Genomic DNA, 19,676 nt, shown 5'->3' on the forward strand with positions numbered 1-19,676 from the left:
TATGACTGGGTGGTGGGCGGCTGTTTTATTTTTGTGTGTTGTTTATGTATGGTGTGGCGGATTGGGTTTTGGGGCCGCTGGAGACTTTAGTGGCGGGGTAGTGTGTACGCCGCTGTGCCGAGAACTTGAGGTGGTGCCGGCACTTTTTTTTCAAAAAAGGGATGGCTGTCACGTACATCCATCCTACCTGGGATTGTTCCACGTTATTTGCTTGCTAAGATTTCCCGCAGTTCATGCTCTAGGTCGCGGACTACGTCTCTAGTTGATAGGTTCTTTTCTTTTTCTCCCTTTTCGTACACTTTCACTAGCAGGTCTTTGAATAATCCTTGTTGGTCGTGCTTCTGGGAATCCATTGAAACGTCTCCTTTGTTGATTATCGTGAAGCCGTATATGTCTGGTTGCACATGCTCGTATTCTACAATATTTTCTGAAATATTACAATATTAATCAAAATTCCTCTAATAGTCATATTATACTCCAATAATTTATGATAGAATATGAGTATAATGCTATGAGGATAAAGTCACAATTTTGTATATATTGTACTAGATTTAAATATCGTGAAGAAATAGGAGTGACAATTTGATGAAAAAGAAGGCGGTAACGGCAGCCACGGCAGCGCTTTTGTCGACAGGTTTTTCGACAACTGTTTTGGCCGATACATACTATCAAGTTCGATCAGGTGATACGTTATCACAGATCGCAAAAAAGTACAACACGTCTATTAGTAGTCTAAAAGGATTAAACAGTTTGTCGTCTGATCTGATTTTTGTGAATCAAAAGCTGAAGGTTTCCGGGTCAATCGGCGGGAGTCCGCAAAGTACGGTTTCGCCAGGTGCGGGAGCTGGTGCTGCGCCGTCTGCCGGGACTGGTGTGTCAAATACCGGGTATTCCAGCAATACTGCCGGGACTGCGGCAAAGACCTATCGTGTGGTTGGCGGTGATACTTTATTAAAAATTGCCAACAAGCATGGGATTTCGCTTGCTGAGTTGAAGCAGTGGAATACGATTGAGAGTCATCTGATTTATCCCGGCCAGGTGATCAATGTCAGCAAACCAGTGAGCGGCGGTACGGCGGCGCCGGTTCCAGCCGGGGCTACTGGAGGCACCGTGAAGCCCGCTCCTGTTAGTCCGAATTCTGGCTTGAATACAGGGAAGCCCTCTGTATCAAATAATGCAGACGGATCGAAATATGTGATTAAAAGCGGCGATACCCTAGGAAAAATTTCACAGCAGATTGGTGTGAGCGTAGCTGCGTTAAAATCGTTGAATAATTTGTCGTCTGATTTGATTTTTGCCGGACAGACATTAGTTGTTTCGGATGCCAGCGGCGGCGGGAGTGAGTGGTCTTCCGGTTCGGGGGCTGTGAGCGGTAATACCGGGACGAGCGGTTCGGGGGTCAGCGGCGTGACGCAGACGACTGCGAAAGGGACTAGTGGGACAGGTGCGTCTATGTCCGGACAGGTTTCAGTGAATTCGGTGATAGCTGAAGCGAAGAAGCTGATCGGGATTCCGTATTTGTATGGCGGGCAAACGACATCTGGTTTTGATTGCAGCGGTTTTATTTATTATGTCCATAAAATGGCCGGTTCGACGATGAACCGCCAGTCATCTGAGGGTTATTACAACCGTACCTATTATGTGGATTCACCGCAGGTTGGCGATCTCGTATTCTTTAAAAATACTTATCGCGAGGGGATTTCCCATTTGGGGATTTATGTCGGGAATAATGAGTTTATTCACGCCGGTTCGAGCGGGGTTATGATTTCTAGTTTAGGTAATAGCTATTGGAATGATCATTTTGATAGTTTTAAACGGTTCTACTAGGGGCGTTTTCGGATTTCAGGAGTTTTTGGATTTCAGGTGCTTAGAAGGATCGTGAAGCTTGGCTTCACTCTGTGGTGGGATGAGTTTTCAGGGGAATTGAGGATTAGCGCTCTTTTTCCGTAACAGTGGTGTAGGAGCGCTTCCTTAATAGAGAAAGAGTGCCGGATTTGAATCGGCGCTCTTTTTTTGTGGATGTATCATGGCGGTGGGATCGTTTTGGGAAAACATTGGTTATGGGCTGTATCAAGGCTTGATAATGACTGAGAATTCGGGGATTATTTTTTCACGGGCTCTATCCGGGCTTGATAATTACCGTGAGTGCCGGGTCTCTTTGTTCACGGGCTCTATCGGGGCTTGATAGTTACCGTGAGTGCCGCGGTTCTTTGCTCACGGGCTCTATCGGGGCTTGATAGTTACCGTGAGTGCCGCGGTTCTCTTTTCACGGGCTCTATCGGGGCTTGATAGTTACCGTGAGTGCCGCGGTTCTCTGTTCACGGGCTCTATCGGAGCTTGATAGTTACCGTGAGCTCCGCGGTTCTCTTTTCACGGGCTCTATCAGCGCTTCATAGTTACCGTGAGTGCCGCGGTTCTCTTTTCACGGGCTCTATCGGGGCTTGATAGTTACCGTGAGTGCCGCGGTTCTTTGTTCACGGGCTCTATCGGGGCTTCATAGTTACCGTGAGCTCCGCGGTTCTTTGTTCACGGGCTCTATCGGAGCTTCATAGTGACCGTGAGCTCCGCGGTTCTTTGTTCACGGGCTCTATCGGAGCTTGATAGTTACCGTGAGCTCCGCGGTTCTCTTTTCACGGGCTCTATCGGGGCTTGATAGTTACCGTGAGTGCCGCGGTTCTCTGTTCACGGGCTCTATCGGGGCTTGATAGTTACCGTGAGTGCCGCGGTTCTTTGTTCACGGGCTCTATCGGGGCTTCATAGTGACCGTGGGTGCCAGGGTTCTCTGTTCACGGGCTCTATCAGCGCTTCATAGTGACCGTGAGCTCCGCGGTTCTTTGTTCACGGGCTCTATCGGGGCTTGATAGTTACCGTGAGTGCCGCGGTTCTTTGTTCATGGGCTCTATCGGGGCTTCATAGTTACCGTGAGCTCCGCGGTTCTTTGTTCACGGGCTCTATCGGGGCTTGATAGTTACCGTGAGTGCCGCGGTTCTTTGCTCACGGGCTCTATCGGGGCTTGATAGTTACCGTGAGTGCCGCGGTTCTCTTTTCACGGGCTCTATCAGCACTTCATAGTGACCGTGAGTTCCGCGGTTCTTTGTTCACGGGCTCTATCGGGGCTTCATAGTGACCGTGAGTTCCGCGGTTCTCTGTTCACGGGCTCTATCGGGGCTTGATAGTTACCGTGAGTGCCGCGGTTCTTTGTTCATGGGCTCTATCGGAGCTTGATAGTTACCGTGAGCTCCGCGGTTCTCTGTTCACGGGCTCTATCCGGGCTTGATAGTTACCGTGAGTGCCGCGGTTCTTTGTTCACGGGCTCTATCCGGGCTTCATAGTTACCGTGAGTGCCTCGGTTCTCTGTTCACGGGCTCTATCGGGGCTTAATAGTTACCGTAAGTGCCGCGGTTCTCTTTTCACGGGCTCTATCGGGGCTTGATAGTTACCGTGAGTGCCGCGGTTCTCTTTTCACGGGCTCTATCAGCACTTCATAGTTACCGTGAGTGCCACGGTTCTCTGTTCACGGGCTCTATCGGGGCTTGATAGTTACCGTGAGTGCCGCGGTTCTCTTTTCACGGGCTTTATCAGGGCTTGAAAAATGATTTTTACCCCTATACTTGGAGATTACGGAAGTCGATTGAACATAAGGTATAACAAAAACCCCGCCCCCTGCACAAATCACAGGAAAACGGGGCTCTTTCTGATTTCTGAATGGCGGCTTGATACTTAACAGGCGCGGTGTCCATCACACACGGACAAATGTCCATTTTTGGTGCCAGGCACCAATAAACAAGCACCTAGAATCCCGAAGTTTGTGTCAATGAAAATTCAAAATGGTAATAAATTGCACTCCTCTAAATAGTAAATAAGTCCCGTTATTAAAAGAAATCATGTTATAATAATCTCCATCATTATATGAAAGACACGTTGTTAAAAGGGTGCCGGAATGGATATGACATTGGAGAAAATTCACAGCAAGAGTTAATTTGGTCCTGATTCTTATGATTGGTTCCGCTGTGCTGTGAGTTTTTGTCAGTCGCTTGCGCATTTATTGGGATACAAGTATGGCAGTGTAGTGCACGTTTATTTTAGCATTGGCATTTCACTTTTCGAGATCTTAATTTTTTTTGGGGATTTTTCTAGCGGAAAAAAGAATATGCTATGCGACAGGTTTACCCAGTTATTGGGGGAAAATTGACTACGAGGAGTTTAAAAATGATTGACCCAACTAATAAAAATTCAGTGATTATTCATGAAGACGTCGATCCTGATTTATTTTATCGTTCTCTGTTTGAATATAATCCGGATCTTGCTTACTATAGTGATACGCACGGAATCATTGCGAAGCCAAATGAAGGGTTTTGTAAAACCCTTGGCTATCGGCAAGAGGAAATTGTGCAACACTCATTGGAACGATTTATTCCGCAAAGTGAAATCCCAAAATATCGAAAGGCTTTTGCAAAAACACTGGCCGGTGAAATCCAGCATTTTAATACGTTATTTTTACCTAAAACAGGGAACCCGCGGATCATTTTCTTATCCATGCTCCCGGCAAAAGTTGCAGGCAAAGTGATCGGTGTTTTTGGAGTCGCAAAGGATATTACGAAAAGACAACTGATTGAACAATCATTACAGGACTCAGAATTAAAGTTTAGAAGTATCGTAGAAGGAGCGTTCATCGGCGTTTACATTTTTACAGAAAACGGCCAAGTAAGCTATGGGAATCGGCAATTCTATAAACTCCTCGGCTTAGAGAATACAGAAGAAGTCAACTTTTGGGACTGTATTCACCCTGAAGACCTGCCCGCTCAAAAAGCTGCGCTTGATAGGTTGATGAATGGTAAGGATGGCGTAGATCATTCTTTTCGATTACTCCGAAAGGATGGCAGCATCATTTTTGTAGAAGCCCATTCTAAAAAGGTATACCTGCAAAATGACCAGCTAACTATTATTGGGGTCCTTCGTGATATTAGCGAGCGGAAAAGAGCAGAAGAGTTAACCCACTATCTAGCCTATTATGATACCTTAACTGCTCTGCCAAATAGAAAGCTTTTTCAAAAAAAATTAGAACAAGTCATAAATGTTAGTAAAACATCAAAGCAAAAATTTGCTGTTCTGTATTTAGATTTAGACCGGTTTAAATATATTAACGATACTTTGGGCCACTCGATTGGTGATAAATTAATCAAACAAACTGCTGAAAGGATAAAACTCCATCTCGGAGAGGAGGCTTTACTTGCTCGCTGGGGCGGCGATGAATTTTTTATTTTGCTGCCCCATATTTTAAACGCAGAGCAAGTTGCTGACCTTGCAGAAACGATTAATGAGGCGGTAAGGGAACCATATCTGATCGATAAGTACAATCTTATCCTCACAACAAGTATAGGGATTAGTATTTTTCCTGACAACGGCGAAGACGCCGAAACCTTAAGCAAGCATGCCGATTCGGCCCTTTACAAAGCCAAAGAAAAGGGAAAGAACACCTATACAATCCATTCTGCATCAATGGATTTAGAAAGCTATCGAATTTTCACCTTGGAGGCAGACCTCCGCCAAGCAATCGAACAGAATCAGCTTGAATTGTATTATCAGCCTAAGGTATGTGCCGACACGTATCAGATTGTTGGAGCTGAAGCGCTGATCCGCTGGAATCACCCGGAATGGGGAATGATTTCCCCTGATGACTTTATTCCTTTGGCGGAAGAAACCGGGGTTATTACCGACATCGATAAATGGATTACCCATAAAGCCAGTTTGCAAAATAAAGCATGGCAGGATGTTGGTTTGCAGAAGATTCCTGTATCGATTAATCTCTCTGCCCAACGCTTTTTAGAAAAGGACTTAATTAGTCATATTAGGACCATCTTAGCAGATGCCAATCTCGATCCTGAATTTTTAGAAATAGAAATTCTGGAATCCACCATGCTTGAAAACGAAACAGTGGTTTTGTCCGTTTTGGCTGAATTAAAAAGGATTGGTGTCCGCGTTTCTATCGATGATTTTGGGACAGGCTATTCCTCCCTTTCCTACTTAAATCATTTTAAAGGATGGTTCGACACCTTGAAAATTGATCGCTCCTTTATTAGTGATTTAACCTGTGCCGACAGCAAGGATTCTAATTTTATTACAAAAACGATTATTGAGTTGTCTCGGCATTTGCATGTGGATACCGTCGCTGAAGGGGTCGAAACACAGGAACAGCTGGATATCTTAATGGAATACAAATGCCGGACTATTCAAGGGTATTTATTTTCCAAACCGGTCCGGGCTGATGCGTTTGCTGACCTTTTAAAGCGGGGAAAAATAGAGCCTCCCGGGGATCATCATCCTGATGAAACGGTATTGGTTGAAGACCGCCGCAAGTTCTTCCGAATTGAGCTGGATTTTCCTTTAAGTGCAGCTATGACCATGACTCGCATTCATGGAAGGAATGTCAAACTTGAAAATACCGAAGTCTTAATTGAAAACATTGGCTTAGGCGGGTTACGTTTTTTATCCGATTTACGGTTAGCCATCCATCGCGATATCATTCTCGAATTTGAAACTGAGATTTTAGGGCACACGATTAAATTGTCCGGAGCGGTTGTGTGGATGAAGGAAGTAAAACCTGGCATTTATCAATATGGATTCGAATTTTCCATTGGTGAAAGTGACCGGGCTGCACTCACATCTCTGCTAAACAAGTTCGCCATCCAGCTGGCAAAGCCTCCGCTCATTCCCAATTGCCGTTTCGTCACAACCAACCGGTATCATTTTTTCAAAGAAAAGAATCGAAAATAAAGTTGGACTCCATGGGACAACCGATAGGGTAAGAGGAAATAAACCCCATTAATAGAGGAAGGATTTTTGTTCATTTATCAAGGTTTACTAGGCTCAATTTAACTTGATAATGACCTTGAGCTCCGGCCATCTTTGGACATGGGCTGTAACAGCACAAACCCCGTCTCCCTGCACAAATCACAGGAAAACGGGGTTCTTTCTGATTTCTGGATGTTGCTTGGAACTTAACTGGCGCGGTGTCCGCCACATGTGGACAAATGTCCATTTTCGGTGCCAGGCACCAATAAACAATCCCCTGCAAACTCATCCTCCCACAGAGTGAAGCCAAGCTTCACGGTCCCTCTAAGCACCTGAAATCCAAAAACCCAGCCAATGGGAAAATCCAGGTAGATGCAAGAACTGCTCCATCGCTTATTCGTAACGCTTGAATAATACGCTATTCTCCTTCGCAATATGAAGGAAAATATCATCGGCCAAGGCATGGAGTTTCGCATAAACTGCTTTCATCGTTGGGCAGGCATACTCCGGTGGTGTGAAATCATCCGTTTCTTTGATGAGGTGCTTAATAATCTCCCCGGCACCATCGTGTTCACCCTCCAATTCGAGAAGCAGGGACTTGACTTCCTCTCTTTCCGCTTCGGTTTTGTCTGGCTTTCTCATCGCTGGGAAAAGTTCTTTTTCCTCCTTGGCGAAATGCTCCTCCAGCTCCATCTTTAACTCGCTGAAGTTTCGATGCAGCGATAGTACCAGTTCTTTGTCATGATGATAGTGCGCCAGCAATACCTTATTCACTAATTGCTCTAATTCCCGCATCAGCACACGCTCCGGTTGATGATGGATTTCAAGAATGAGGTCGATCAACTGTGCATCTGACAGCTCCGTCACGGGCACTTCTTTATTGGGGCTGGCTAAAAAGTCGCTGTACCTGTTCTGTACCTCTGTAATAAAATCTGCTGCAAGACCCGCGTCTTCTATAGCGGCTTCAAGCGTCCGATCCCCCTGACAGCAATAGTCTATATGCAGTTCGTTTAAGCGTGAAGTAATGGCAGGGAAATACGTGACAAGCTCTCCAAGATGCGTTTGACCGTTAATCGCAATGATTTGATTTTGTTTCATAAGAATCTCCCCCTCGTGATTTGATTAACTCTTGTTTTCCTTCTTTCTATGCTTTTATTCTAGTTCATCACGAAGGGGAACTCCTTGATTAGGATCAATTTTTTTTAAAAAATACGCGCGGGAGATACATTCTACAGTACCTAGCACCGCAAGCTAAGACCTTATCAAAAAAACCCCATCCCCTGCACAATCACACAGGAAAACGGGGTTCATTATAATGGCGGCTTGGCATTGAACAGGCGAGTTGTCTATCCTATACGGACAAATGTCCATTTTCGGTGCCAGGCACCAAAATAGGCACCAACAAACAAGGCCCCTTAAAATTCATATCCCCACAGAGTGGAGCCAAGCTTCACGATCCCTCTAAGCACCTGGAATTCCAAAACCTATCAGTTGGAATAATCTAGGGAAACGCGAGAGCCGTCCCCTTGTTTCGCTCTGACATAAATATTATTGGAGACGAGGGAAACGATGATAAAGACTGTCCCAATTAGGTCAAACATTGTTACTTGATTCCCTTGGGATATCGAAATGGCGAGGGTGGTAACGGGAACGAAGTTAATGAACAACAGTCCATTTAGTGGGGACAGGATGCTCACACCGATGTTCCAGCCAAGCAGGGCAATGACGCCTGGGAAGAGGATCATGAACAATAAATGCGGGCTTACTGCTCTGATGTCTTCACCCGATGGGGCGGATACGGCCCCGAACAGCGCTGCCCCTGCCGTCACACATAAGGCGGTGATTGTTCCCAGTAAACAGCTTAACGTGGAATAACGCAAGGCGGACCAGCCGCGAAACGAACTTGCCCCCATCGTGTAAACGACCCAGCCAATCACTCCTGCCAATAGGAGCACAGAAGGGAAAAACCGCTCCGTCGCCCCAAGAAATGTGGTGATATCACCTTTTGTAATTACTAATACCGCACCGGCAAAAGACAAGAGCACGCATAATAATGTGAATAGATGCGGTCTTTTTTTAAAAAACATCCAGACAATGATAATGGAAATCATCGGCATAAGTGACTCCATAATCGCTGCCGACATCACGCCGGATGCCCCTAATAAATCTTCTCCCCAGAAGACTAAAAGATTATAGACGGTAAACCCCATCGTACCGTATAGCCATAAGCGAAGCCCTTTTCCCTCAAAGCGAAAGGTCCGCTTCCCTTCTTTCCATAAAAGGATGACGGCTAAAATGACCGTAACAGAACCATAACGAATGATCGTAAAATAAAATGGGTCGATATGTTTGAAAGCCGCGTGTGCGACCGGAAACATAGCCCCCCATGAAACGGCAGCAATAAAACATAAAATAGCCCCTAAAAATAGATGATTCCTCAACTCCCCATGTCCCCTTTCACAAAAATGACAAATTTATCATCTGCTATTTTTTCCATCTTGTAAAATGAATAATAGTAATGATTGCTATCATTATTTTTGATACCATAGGGAATATGAGAATGATAGAGGGTGGAAATCATGGAATTTAAGGACTTGGAAATTTTTCAAATGGTAGCGGAAAAAGGAACCATTACCGGAGCGGCCAAAGCGTTTAATTACGTGCAATCGAATATTACATCGAGAATTCAGAAGCTTGAAACGGAGCTGAATACGCCATTGTTTAACCGCCATCATCGCGGGATGAGTTTGACTCCTGAAGGAAAAAGGCTTTTGACTTATAGTAAAAAAATATTGCTGTTAACAGATGAAATGAATAAAGCCGTTCGCTGCAAAAATGAACCGTCCGGAAAATTAGATATTGGCACCATTGAAACCGCCATTCATTTGCCAAAAATATTATCCGCCTTTGTGAAAAAATATAAAAATGTCGACTTGTCTTTATTTGCCGGTGTCACGGAAACATTAGAAGAAGATGTATTAAATCATAAGCTGGACGGAGCGTTCGTGACCGAATCAGACTTCCATCCCGACCTTGTCGCGCATGAGGTATTTCAAGAGGAGCTTGTTCTCATTTCCGATAGGCGGACCGCCGCACTGGATGAATTGAAAGAGGAACCATTCCTCTGCTTTAGCAAAGGCTGCGGGTATCGGGCACGTCTTGAGGCGTGGTATCATGACCAAAACATCACCCCAAGGAAAGTGATGGAGTTCGGTACATTAGAAACCATTTTGCGCAGTGTGGCAGAGGGGCTCGGCGTGACATTCGTCCCGAAATCAACCGTCGCCCATTTGGAACAAAACGGTCTCATCCGATTGCATTCACTTCCAGAGCAGTACAGCCAGATTAAAACGGTTTTTATAAGAAGAGCCGATACTTACTTAACGTCAACCATCGAAAAATTTATCGAAACGATTGATGCCAATAAACACTTGTCTGTGGAACCGCTGCGGTTTTAGAAGTTTAAGGTTTAGGGAAATTTAGGGAAACACGAGAACCCCTGTGTTTCCATTTTGCCCAGAATCCTATATAGTAAATGAATAGATTTCCAACGAAGGAGAATGAACCATGAACAGAACTGAAAAGGACCAGGTTAATTATATAGCCGATTTGCAGAATGAGGTTTTTACCAAAAACATGAAAGCAATGCATCCGCAGTCTCGGGAAACGCTAATAGCTGAAATATCGGCAATGGAGAAAAATAAAAACGCCGATGAAACAGTAAAGCAATATTTAAAATGGGTGCTGAAGCAAACAGAAATCAACTTTTATCTGGCCATCCTTCCTCAAGGCAGAGGGTTGATCTTATTTAAGCAAAATTTAAAAGCAGCAATAGTGCTTGGATTGAATCGACCGCATGAAGAAGTAAAGTCCTTCTTCCCCGGGCATGATTTTATTTTAGAAATCCTCAACATCCACTCCATGCAAAAAGGCGAAGGATACAAAATCATGAATAAGGTAATTGATCTAGCAAAGCAACTAAACTCTCCTATCTGTCTATGGACAGAATCCGAAGAAAACGTGCACTACTTTGAACGCTACGGATTTAAAAATCATGGCAAACTAGACGGCAGCGATCAATGGATGATGGTCTATTGAAAACAGGGGGGCAAAACAGGGGGGCGGTTCTCGCGTTTCCCTAATTATTTCCAAAGGTGGGGCACGGGGACAATGTACCTGTCCCCGCGCCTCTTCTATTAGACTGCTTTTCTGGGTTCCCGCTTCCACCTGTCCTTTTGAACCCTTCTATTAGACTGTTTTTCTGGATTCCTGCTGCAACCTGTCCTTTTGAACCCTTCTATTAGACAGCTTTTCTGGATTCCTGCTGCAACCTGTCCTTTTGAACCCTTCTATTAGACTGTTTTTCTGCATTCCCGCTTCCACCTGTCCTTTTGAACCCTTCTATTAGACTGCTTTTCTGGATTTCAGCTTCAACCTGTCCTTTTGAACCCTTCTATTAGACAGCTTTTCTGGATTCCTGCTGCAACCTGTCCTTTTGAACCCTTCTATTAGACTGTTTTTCTGCATTCCCGCTTCCACCTGTCCTTTTGAACCCTTCTATTAGACTGCTTTTCTGGATTTCAGCTTCAACCTGTCCTTTTGAACCCTTCTATTAGACAGCTTTTCTGGATTCATCGCCCAACCTGTCCTTTTGGACCCTTCTATTAGACTGCTTTTCTGGATTCCTGCTTCCACCTGTCCTTTTGAACCCTTCTATTAGACTGCTTTTCTGGATTCCTGCTTCCACCTGTCCTTTTGAACCCTTCTATTAGACTGCTTTTCTGGATTCCTCGCTCAACCTGTCCTTTTGAACCCTTCTATTAGACTGCTTTTCTGTCTTTCTGCCTCAACCTGTCCTTTTGACGCCTTCTATTAGACAGATTTTCCGGATTCTCGCTTCAACCTGTCCTTTTGAACCCTTCTATTAGACTGTTTTTCTGGATTCCTGCTGCAACCTGTCCTTTTGAACCCTTCTATTAGACTGCTTTTCTGGATTCCCGCTTCCACCTGTCCTTTTGAACCCTTCTATTAGACTTTTTTTCTGGATTCCTGCTTCCACCTGTCCTTTTGAACCCTTCTATTAGACTGTTTTTCTGGATTCCCGCTTCCACCTGTCCTTTTGAACCCTTCTATTAGACAGATTTTCTGGATTCCCGCTTCCACCTGTCCTTTTGACACCTTCTATTAGACTGCTTTTCTGCATTCCCGCTTCAACCTGTCCTTTTGAACCCTTCTATTAGACTGTTTTTCTGGATTCCTGCTGCAACCTGTCCTTTTGAACCCTTCTATTAGACTGCTTTTCTGGATTCCCACTTTAACCTGTCTTTTTGAACCCTTCTATTAGACTGTTTTTCTAGATTCCCGCTTCATCCCGTCTGAATCAACCTCGAATTCGGACTGCTTTCTGCTTTAACCTCAAAAAAACCCCCGTCCTCCTGCACAACGCAGGAAAACGGGGGATTTCTTATGTTCTATAGATAACGGCTTGGTACTAAGCAGGGTGCCAGGCACCAAACCGTACCATTGTTTTCCCCAAAAATCACATAGAGAGGAATCCTTTGCCGGCGAGTTTGGCCATTTCTAGTTTGCGCATGTTTTTGTACATGTCTTTTTCCCATTGGCTCACCTTGAGCGGGGTATAGAAGGTTGGTGTTCCCTTTTCCCAGCTTAATGGCTTGCGGGCGATGATCGTGCCTTCTTTGATGCCTGTTTCGATTTGCTGTTTGCCGCCCACTTTTAGTCCGGTGGTGACTTTTTGCTGTTTGATTTTACCTTTATCCAGGACGGAGAGCTGTTGCTTCTTTTTGCTTATTTTATCGACGCTGGATGCCGGTACGGCGAGGGCGTGTTCGATTGCTTCTGTTGTGATTTTCACGTCCACATGGGTGCCGTGGGCCATTTTTTCCGGCTCCTCAGCAAGCACAACAGTGAAGGAATAGAAGCTCTTTTTCTCCACTTTCGGCTCATTTTCAGGCGAAATCATGACCTGGTCAACGTACCCTTTATACTTTTTCCCGTTCGCGGTGACAACGGCTTCCATGCCCGGTTCGACCTTGGCCTGTTCACCCTCGGTCAGCGTTCCCTTGATCATGTTTTCCTTTGAAGCGATGGTGAGTACCGGGTTGGAAAGGTCTTTGTTGATATCCTTCACCACGCCGGTGATATCGCTCTTTTCCTCAAGGCGTGGCAGCTTGTCGTCTGCCGTTGCGATTTGGCTATCAACCTTTTTCACTTCGCCCTCTAAACGCTTAATTTCCGCTTCTGTTTGAAAAATATCCATCTCAATGGAGACGGTATCGTACAGATATCCCTCTTTTTTATTCACATTCTTCAGCGATGTATCGCTTTCCAGGTCTTCCAGGTCATCAAGCTTGTCTTCCAGCCCGTCGATTTGTTTTTCCAGACTGTCCTTCTCGGCTTCGAGGATGTCGATGGTTTCCTGATAGGTGTCCGTTTCATATTTAAACAAGGTTGTACCCATTTGGACTTCCTCGCCTCTTTTTACCGAAAAGCCTTCAAAGCTGCCCTTCGAGTCGTCGTAATAAACGAGCTGTTCTTCCAACGGCGCGGAAACGCCGTCTTTTTTCATCGTTTCGACGAGTTTCTCTTCCTTCGCGGCAATCCATTTATTGATGTAAAAAGAGCGTGCCACGGCGGATTTATCTTTAAAAATCAGATAGAGGTTGGCGGCAACAAATAATACGACAATGATTGCAATAATTCCCGGGATCCACTTTTTCACGTATGCCGCCTCCTATAATAATTTTTCCAACTGCATAATGTTTAAAAATACAGCTGCTATCAAAATGATCACGTTCAAGCCGATGACGATGAGCGCCGTCATCTGCGGTGTTTTGTGCGAAAGAATCTTGACGTATTTGTACTGCAGGACGATGGCCCAGATTTTGAAAAGCGTGATTTCTGCTAAAAATTGCAGGACGATGTTGTTCGTGGTGAACAGCTGGCCAATGACGCCGAGCGAAAATGGATTAGAAATTTCCGGAAGACCCATTGTAATCGTCAAGATAGCTGTGATTAATTTTTCCAATAAAAAAATGCCTAACACGTATTGCTGCACGACGATGTATTTCTTCCATTCGATGTCGGAGACGGTCCAGAAAAGGATGGATGGGACGGTGATTACGAATAGCGCAGCGAACATGGCCCAGAGGATTTGTCCGAGAGCAAAGAAGATTTTCGCCGCCTCAAATTCTGTATTTGTCAGGTTGTTGATTTGTTTGGACAGGATTTCGTTGCCGATGCCGAAATAGGCCGTGACGGCGGATAGAATTAAGGTTAGGACCGCCAGGAGCACCATTTTCCACCAAAATCCGGTAATTTGTTCTGCTTTGACTAAACTGTTTGCATTCATATATGGATGCCGCAGCCCCTTTAGGAGCCGCACATGGTACATCATAAGGCTTATCCTCCAATAGTAATGGGTTGGTAACTACACTAGTTTATTTTAATACAAATTTAGCCAAGGTACCACAATATTTGCGCTTTTGGTGCCAGGCACCGAAAGTTCGGTGCCTGGCACCAAAAATGGACATTTGTCCATATGGGGCGGACTATGTTCAGATGTGGATGGATGCTGCTTTGCCCCACTCTTGCGAAGTGTTCATTTTGCTGTGCGGTCCGAAATAGAGCCTCATTGCGGAAGGAATATTTCTCTAATCTATACGCTTGTCTTATACATCAAGGGGGTTGTCCTCATACGATATGGTGTAACTACAATTATTTAAAAAATGAGGTGAAAACATGAATTATTCACAAATGGAGATTCAAGGAGCAGTCAATGATGCTTTGAATGCCGGTTTAGGTGATTTTATGTATCAGGAGCCTTTTAGTTTACACCGCCGTTCTTCCCGCCGCAGCAGCAGCCGGAGCCGTAGTCACAGCAGCAACCGGAGCAGAAGCAGAAGCCGTAGTCACAGCAGCGACTGGAGCAGAAGCAGAAGCAGAAGTCGTAGTCACAGCAGCAGCCGGAGCAGAAGCAGAAGCCGTAGTCACAGCAGCAGCCAACGTGGTAACCAATGGGGCAGCCAACGGGACTACCGTCGTGATGACCGCCGTTGCCGCGGCTGCAGGTGGTTTTAATATTCTAGGGTGGGACAAGGGGGCAGCCCCTGTGTCCCACTTTTTGTTGAAACAAGGGGACGGTTCTCGCATTTCCCTATTTTTTACCAAAATAAAAAAAGAAGGCAGCCCCTTCTGAATGCTCTCACCACTGATTTTCTAGCTAAAATTTAATATGGGGGTCTTCCTGGAAGGGACGCGGAAACGGGTCCGTTGTCCCGTTTGAAAGGGGAACATGGGACATGCAGGCCCCATGTCCCGCTCAAAACCAGCCTTTTCGTTTGAACCAGAGGTACATGGTGAGACCGACTGTGCCCATGTAGCCTAGGGCAAGGAAATAGCCGTATTTCCAGTTTAGTTCGGGCATGTATTCAAAGTTCATGCCATACACCCCTGCGATAAAGGTAAGCGGGGCGAAAATGGATGTCATGATCGTTAAGACTTTCATGACATTATTGGTCAGGTGTGAATTCAGTGATAGATAGCTGTCGCGGATGTCGGCGGTAACCTCCCTGTTGGCCGCGACCATGTCGGAAAGTTTTAAGAGATGGTCATAAATGTCTGAGAAATAAGCTTTTCGATCGGCGAAGCCGGTGAGACGGCTGGAATTTAACATCCGGTAGAGCAGGTCGCGCATCGGGTCGATGGTGTGGCGCAGCTTTAACAGCATGGAGCGGATTTCAAACAGCTCGAATAACAAATCGTTCATCGATTTCTTATCCGGATTATCCTCAATTTTGCCTAATATATCTTCGATTTTATAAATGATTGGGAAGTAATTATCGACAATCAGGTCAAGGAGTCTGTGAAACACTTCGAGCGAGTCGCAATTCCCGCACCTTTTTTCCGCTAATAGGGAATTCCAGACCTGGGTCACTTCCGGTGCCGCCATTTGATGGAAGGTGACAATGAAATTTTTTCCAATAAAAAAAGACAGTTCGCCTTTGATGATTTCAAAGTCCTCTTCACGGACCATATGTGTGACGTAAAACGTGTAATCCTCGTAATAATCCAATTTCGGGCGCTGCGGAATGTGGATACAGTCTTCGATGGCTAGTGGATGGAAGTGAAAGGTGGCCGCCAGATGGTCGATTTCCTCATCCGTCGGGTTGTAAAAATCGGCCCACCACCATTTATATTGCGAGAAATCAGCCTGGTATATGCTGATGTTGGATTCGATTTGGTTGTCGTGCTTGATGGCGATGATGTTGATCAATGCGTACACCTTCCTAGCTGATGGGTCGTGCTGGATTTGTCTTCTCTTCTTAGAGTAGTTTGTTTCATTTCCCTGATTTTATTTTGATTTGTTTGCTTGTGTAGGTTGCGGAAATTTTGGTGACAAACAAGGGAATTACTCCTCTGTTTCTAAAAAAAGGCGGATTTTGGACAGGTTAAAACGGGAGCTTAGAAAAGTTGTCTTATAGATGGGGGCTTTTGGACAGGTTGTGGCTGGAACTCGGAATAGCTGTCTTATTGAGGGCGACATAAGGACAGGTTGCTGCTAGTACTCAGAAAGACTGTCTTATAAAGGGCGGTATAGGGACAGGTTGCTGTTGGTACTCGGAAAAGCTGTCTAATTGAAGGTGGCAAAGGGCAGAAAAATGTCCTTCATCGGGAGTGAAGGACAAAATCAACGGAATGGTAAAAATTAGGGAAACAGGAGAGCCGTCCCCTTGTTTCCCTATATTGTTTTCGCTTTTTGCAGTAGTTGTTCCCATTGTTGCTGGAAGTCTTCCGGTGCTAGGGGAGGGCTGTAGAGATATCCCTGCACGTGGGTACATTGTTTCTTCCGTAAAATCTTTTGTTGCTCAGGCGTTTCTACCCCTTCCGCAATGATATCAAGCTGCAAATGCTGCGCCATCGAAATGATGGTCGAGATGATCGCATCATCCTGCTCATCCCCTGAGAGATCTCTGATAAAGGATTGGTCGATTTTCAGACGATCAATCGGAAGGTGCTTTAAATAATTAAGGGAGGAATAGCCCGTTCCAAAATCATCGATGGCAATTTTGCAGCCTAAATCTTTCAGGTCGTGCAACGTTTTTGTTGCGTGTTCGATATTCATCATCATGCTTTCTGTAATTTCCAGTTCCAAAGCTTCAGGAGGTAATCCCGTCTCATGCAGAGTCCCTTTTATCGTTTCGATTAAGTCTTGCGAATAAAATTGGCGCGATGACAGGTTCACAGCCATGCAAAGAGATGAAATTCCATGCTCGTGCCACTCTTTTAGTTGTCGGCATGCGGTCTGAAGCACCCATTCACCGATCGGAACGATCAGCCCTGTGTTTTCCGCAATCGGAATAAATTGGGCTGGAGAAATGGGACCATAGTTTGGATGGTGCCAGCGGATCAAGGCCTCCACCCCTTGAATTTGTCCGGTTACAATATCGACCTGGGGCTGATAAACTAACCGAAGTTCATTTCTTTGCAAGGCATGATGCAAATGGTTTTCCAAAACGAGCCGGTCGAAGGCATGACCGCCCATGGATGGCTTATATATTTGAAAAGAAACCTGTTGCTGTTGTGCCTCTATGAGCGCAATATTTGCATGTTTTAAAAGCTCGTCCCCCTCATTTCCATGGTGAGGATACAAAGCACTGCCAATCGTTCCCGACACGTTTAGAAGAAGATGTCTCACTTGCAAAGGTTCGTTCACTTTATTTTGTATCTGTTTGCACACCGATACCCACTCGTCTTCTCGATCCAGACAAGGGTAAATGATGGCAAATTCATCCCCTGTCAGCCGTCCGACAAATACATCGGATGGGAACAGTTCTTTCAGTCTGTTCGCAACTGATTCCAGAATTAAATCACCAATAGAGTGTCCAAGGGCTTCATTAATATGTTTAAACCGATCGATATCGAGCACCAACAGGGCAAATGGCTTTTGGCTTTCCATTTCCTGTGTTAGTTTTTCCTTTGTGAAACGAAGATTCGGCAGTTTTGTTAAATCATCGTGGAATGCCATGTACTCAATTCTTTCTTGGTCCTCTTTCTGTTTTGAAATATCGCGGAATACAATGATCGATCCGGTCACAGATCCCTCTTCATATAAGGGGCTTGTCACATAAGAAACTGGAAATAAGGAACCGTTTTTGCGCATGAACCACTCTTCTGCGCTTCGATGCACTTCCCCATTGGCACTGGATTTTGCACTCAGGCATTCTTCATACAAGAATGAGTTTCCATTTTCTTTGCGATGAATGATATCATGGAAATTTTGCCCGGCACACTCTTCTTTTAGCCAGCCAAGCATTTGTTCCGCTTCCCGATTCATCATGGTCAGCATGCCATCTGTATTGATGACGATCAGCCCTTCTCCCATATGGGTGGTAACCGACTGAAGAAACGCTTCGTTTTGCCGTAATAGTTCCTCGGCCTTTTTTTGATTTTCTTTCATGATATTGAAATTGAGCACCAATTCGCCAATTTCATCTTTTCTCGTTATGGCTATCGGTTCTTGTGTATAGTCGCCAAGTGCCATCGACTTGGCATGCTCTGCTACTTGCAGAATCGGTTTCGTCATTTTTTTTGAAAAAATAAGAATGACCATCAGACCCGCCAGCAGCGAGATTCCAAGGGTAATTAATAAGATGTAAAGGACATGATGCGCTCCGGCATTAAAGTCGGGTAAATAGGCTCCGGCACAGACAATCCAATTCCAATATGGATCTTTTTCCGCATAGGTAATTTTCGCCACATTGACATCCGGGTTTTCGGCCAATGGCCATTCATAGGTGGCAAACCCTCCACCATTGTTTGCCGCCTTTACGACTTCTTGTGTCGAATAAACGCCATCAGTCGTCCTTATATTCCACACATCCTGCCCCTCAAAGTTCGGATGTGCGAGTTCCACCCCCGCGGAATTGATAATAAATAAAAAGCCATGTTTTCCTAAGTTCAGGCGCGGATTGATGGGACGCTGCCCGTTCGCATCTTTTTTTCCCAAAATGGCCTCTTTTACTTCCTCTTGTGCGTCTGCCAATGAAATCCTTCCTGCCTTAACTTGATGGTCCATCGCTTCAATCATTTCAAAGGTCATGCGTACATTGGTTTTCAGACCTTCAGCTCCGAGAGTATTCAAACTGCTCACGGCAGATTGGTAGCCGATGATTCCAATTAAGAGACTCGGTACGGCAAGAAATATTAACGACACGATAATTAGTTTCATGCGTAAGGATATTTTCAAAAAAACTCTCCCCTTAATTGCCTTGTTTTACTAAGCGCTTCCATTGTACCTTTCCTTTAAATAGTACTATAGATGCGGTAATAATGACATAGGAATCAGCAATATTTTTCTCGGTCTTACTTGGTGAAAATTTCGTGAACGAGTAAAAATGGGGTTGTATCTTATTGTAGGAAACGATAACTGAGATGGATTCGGATGTTTAGGGATAAAAATAGACCATCCTTTTTAATGGTCTGCCTTTTTTTCAAACGAGGTTACTTTCCCTTTCCTCTTCATGAAAAGGTTCAGATTTAATTAACTTCAGCACTTGTTCCATACTATAAACACCTGTATCTTGGTCTACCGTCCACTTGGCGGCATAGGCTTATAGATAGTGCACGAAATAGAAGTGACCCGTATGGGAATCGAACCCATGTTACCGCCGTGAAAGGGCGGTGTCTTAACCGCTTGACCAACGGGCCAAATGAAATATTTCTTGTAAGCTAAACATAAAAAAGCCCCTAATAGATCCTATAAGGGGCTTAGCCTGGCAACGTCCTACTCTCACAGGGGCAAAGCCCCAACTACCATCGGCGCTAAAGAGCTTAACTTCCGTGTTCGGGATGGGAACGGGTGT

12 protein-coding genes, 1 tRNA gene and 1 rRNA gene are annotated in these 19,676 nt (G+C 45.0%); 5 read left to right on the top strand and 9 right to left on the bottom strand.

Features of this window, described 5'->3' with window-relative positions; all coding sequences use genetic code 11:
* Nucleotides 1-203: 203 nt before the first annotated feature.
* Entirely contained in the window at nt 204-353 is a 150-nt protein-coding gene (locus tag HNR53_RS20805) for a YwzD family small protein (RefSeq protein ID WP_184529708.1), read from the bottom strand.
* Between the two features lie 232 nt (nt 354-585).
* Between HNR53_RS20805 and HNR53_RS20810 the strand changes: the two genes are divergently transcribed.
* Together HNR53_RS20810 and HNR53_RS20815 are read left to right on the top strand one after the other, a co-directional pair.
* Nucleotides 586-1,827, top strand: coding sequence for a C40 family peptidase (locus HNR53_RS20810; protein WP_184529709.1), 1,242 nt, complete (start codon nt 586-588; stop codon nt 1,825-1,827).
* A gap of 2,382 nt (nt 1,828-4,209) precedes the next feature.
* Nucleotides 4,210-6,774: an EAL domain-containing protein gene (locus HNR53_RS20815; protein ID WP_184529710.1), complete on the top strand. Its 2,565-nt coding sequence runs from the start codon at nt 4,210-4,212 to the stop codon at nt 6,772-6,774.
* A gap of 411 nt (nt 6,775-7,185) precedes the next feature.
* Here HNR53_RS20815 and HNR53_RS20820 read toward each other — a convergent pair whose 3' ends face one another.
* Nucleotides 7,186-7,890 carry a DUF542 domain-containing protein gene (locus HNR53_RS20820; RefSeq protein ID WP_184529711.1) on the bottom strand — a complete coding sequence of 235 codons (705 nt, stop codon included), beginning with the start codon at nt 7,888-7,890 and terminating at the stop codon, nt 7,186-7,188.
* A gap of 389 nt (nt 7,891-8,279) precedes the next feature.
* The gene (locus tag HNR53_RS20825) at nt 8,280-9,233 is read right to left on the bottom strand and encodes a DMT family transporter (protein ID WP_184529712.1); all 954 of its coding nucleotides are present in this window, start codon (nt 9,231-9,233) and stop codon (nt 8,280-8,282) included.
* 138 nt (nt 9,234-9,371) lie between these two features.
* Between HNR53_RS20825 and HNR53_RS20830 the strand changes: the two genes are divergently transcribed.
* Both HNR53_RS20830 and HNR53_RS20835 read left to right on the top strand, forming a co-directional pair.
* Entirely contained in the window at nt 9,372-10,250 is an 879-nt protein-coding gene (locus tag HNR53_RS20830; protein ID WP_184529713.1) for a LysR family transcriptional regulator, read from the top strand.
* Between the two features lie 109 nt (nt 10,251-10,359).
* Nucleotides 10,360-10,890, top strand: coding sequence for a hypothetical protein (locus tag HNR53_RS20835; RefSeq protein WP_184529714.1), 531 nt, complete (start codon nt 10,360-10,362; stop codon nt 10,888-10,890).
* A 1,441-nt stretch (nt 10,891-12,331) separates the two neighbouring features.
* Here HNR53_RS20835 and HNR53_RS20840 read toward each other — a convergent pair.
* Complete coding sequence (locus HNR53_RS20840) at nt 12,332-13,534, bottom strand: efflux RND transporter periplasmic adaptor subunit (RefSeq protein WP_184529716.1); 1,203 nt, start codon at nt 13,532-13,534, stop codon at nt 12,332-12,334.
* Between the two features lie 12 nt (nt 13,535-13,546).
* Complete coding sequence (locus HNR53_RS20845; RefSeq protein WP_184529717.1) at nt 13,547-14,209, bottom strand: hypothetical protein; 663 nt, start codon at nt 14,207-14,209, stop codon at nt 13,547-13,549.
* 405 nt (nt 14,210-14,614) lie between these two features.
* Between HNR53_RS20845 and HNR53_RS20850 the strand changes: the two genes are divergently transcribed.
* Complete coding sequence (locus HNR53_RS20850; RefSeq protein WP_184529719.1) at nt 14,615-15,010, top strand: hypothetical protein; 396 nt, start codon at nt 14,615-14,617, stop codon at nt 15,008-15,010.
* A 123-nt stretch (nt 15,011-15,133) separates the two neighbouring features.
* Here the strand turns inward: HNR53_RS20850 and corA are convergent, their stop codons facing one another.
* The 4 genes from corA to rrf form a co-directional block, all read right to left on the bottom strand.
* A complete protein-coding gene (gene corA, locus HNR53_RS20855) occupies nt 15,134-16,087 on the bottom strand; it encodes a magnesium/cobalt transporter CorA (protein ID WP_184529721.1) in 954 nt (317 codons plus the stop codon).
* A 465-nt stretch (nt 16,088-16,552) separates the two neighbouring features.
* Nucleotides 16,553-19,060 (bottom strand): EAL domain-containing protein, encoded by a 2,508-nt coding sequence (locus tag HNR53_RS20860; RefSeq protein ID WP_184529723.1) that lies wholly within the window; start codon nt 19,058-19,060, stop codon nt 16,553-16,555.
* A gap of 389 nt (nt 19,061-19,449) precedes the next feature.
* Nucleotides 19,450-19,521 (bottom strand) — tRNA-Glu (locus HNR53_RS20865).
* 63 nt (nt 19,522-19,584) lie between these two features.
* Nucleotides 19,585-19,676, bottom strand: a 5S ribosomal RNA gene (gene rrf, locus HNR53_RS20870); the annotation flags it as partial.

Origin of the sequence: Bacillus benzoevorans, from assembly GCF_014207535.1 — a bacterium.
GTDB classification, from domain to species: Bacteria; Bacillota; Bacilli; order Bacillales; family Cytobacillaceae; genus Bacillus_BD; species Bacillus_BD benzoevorans.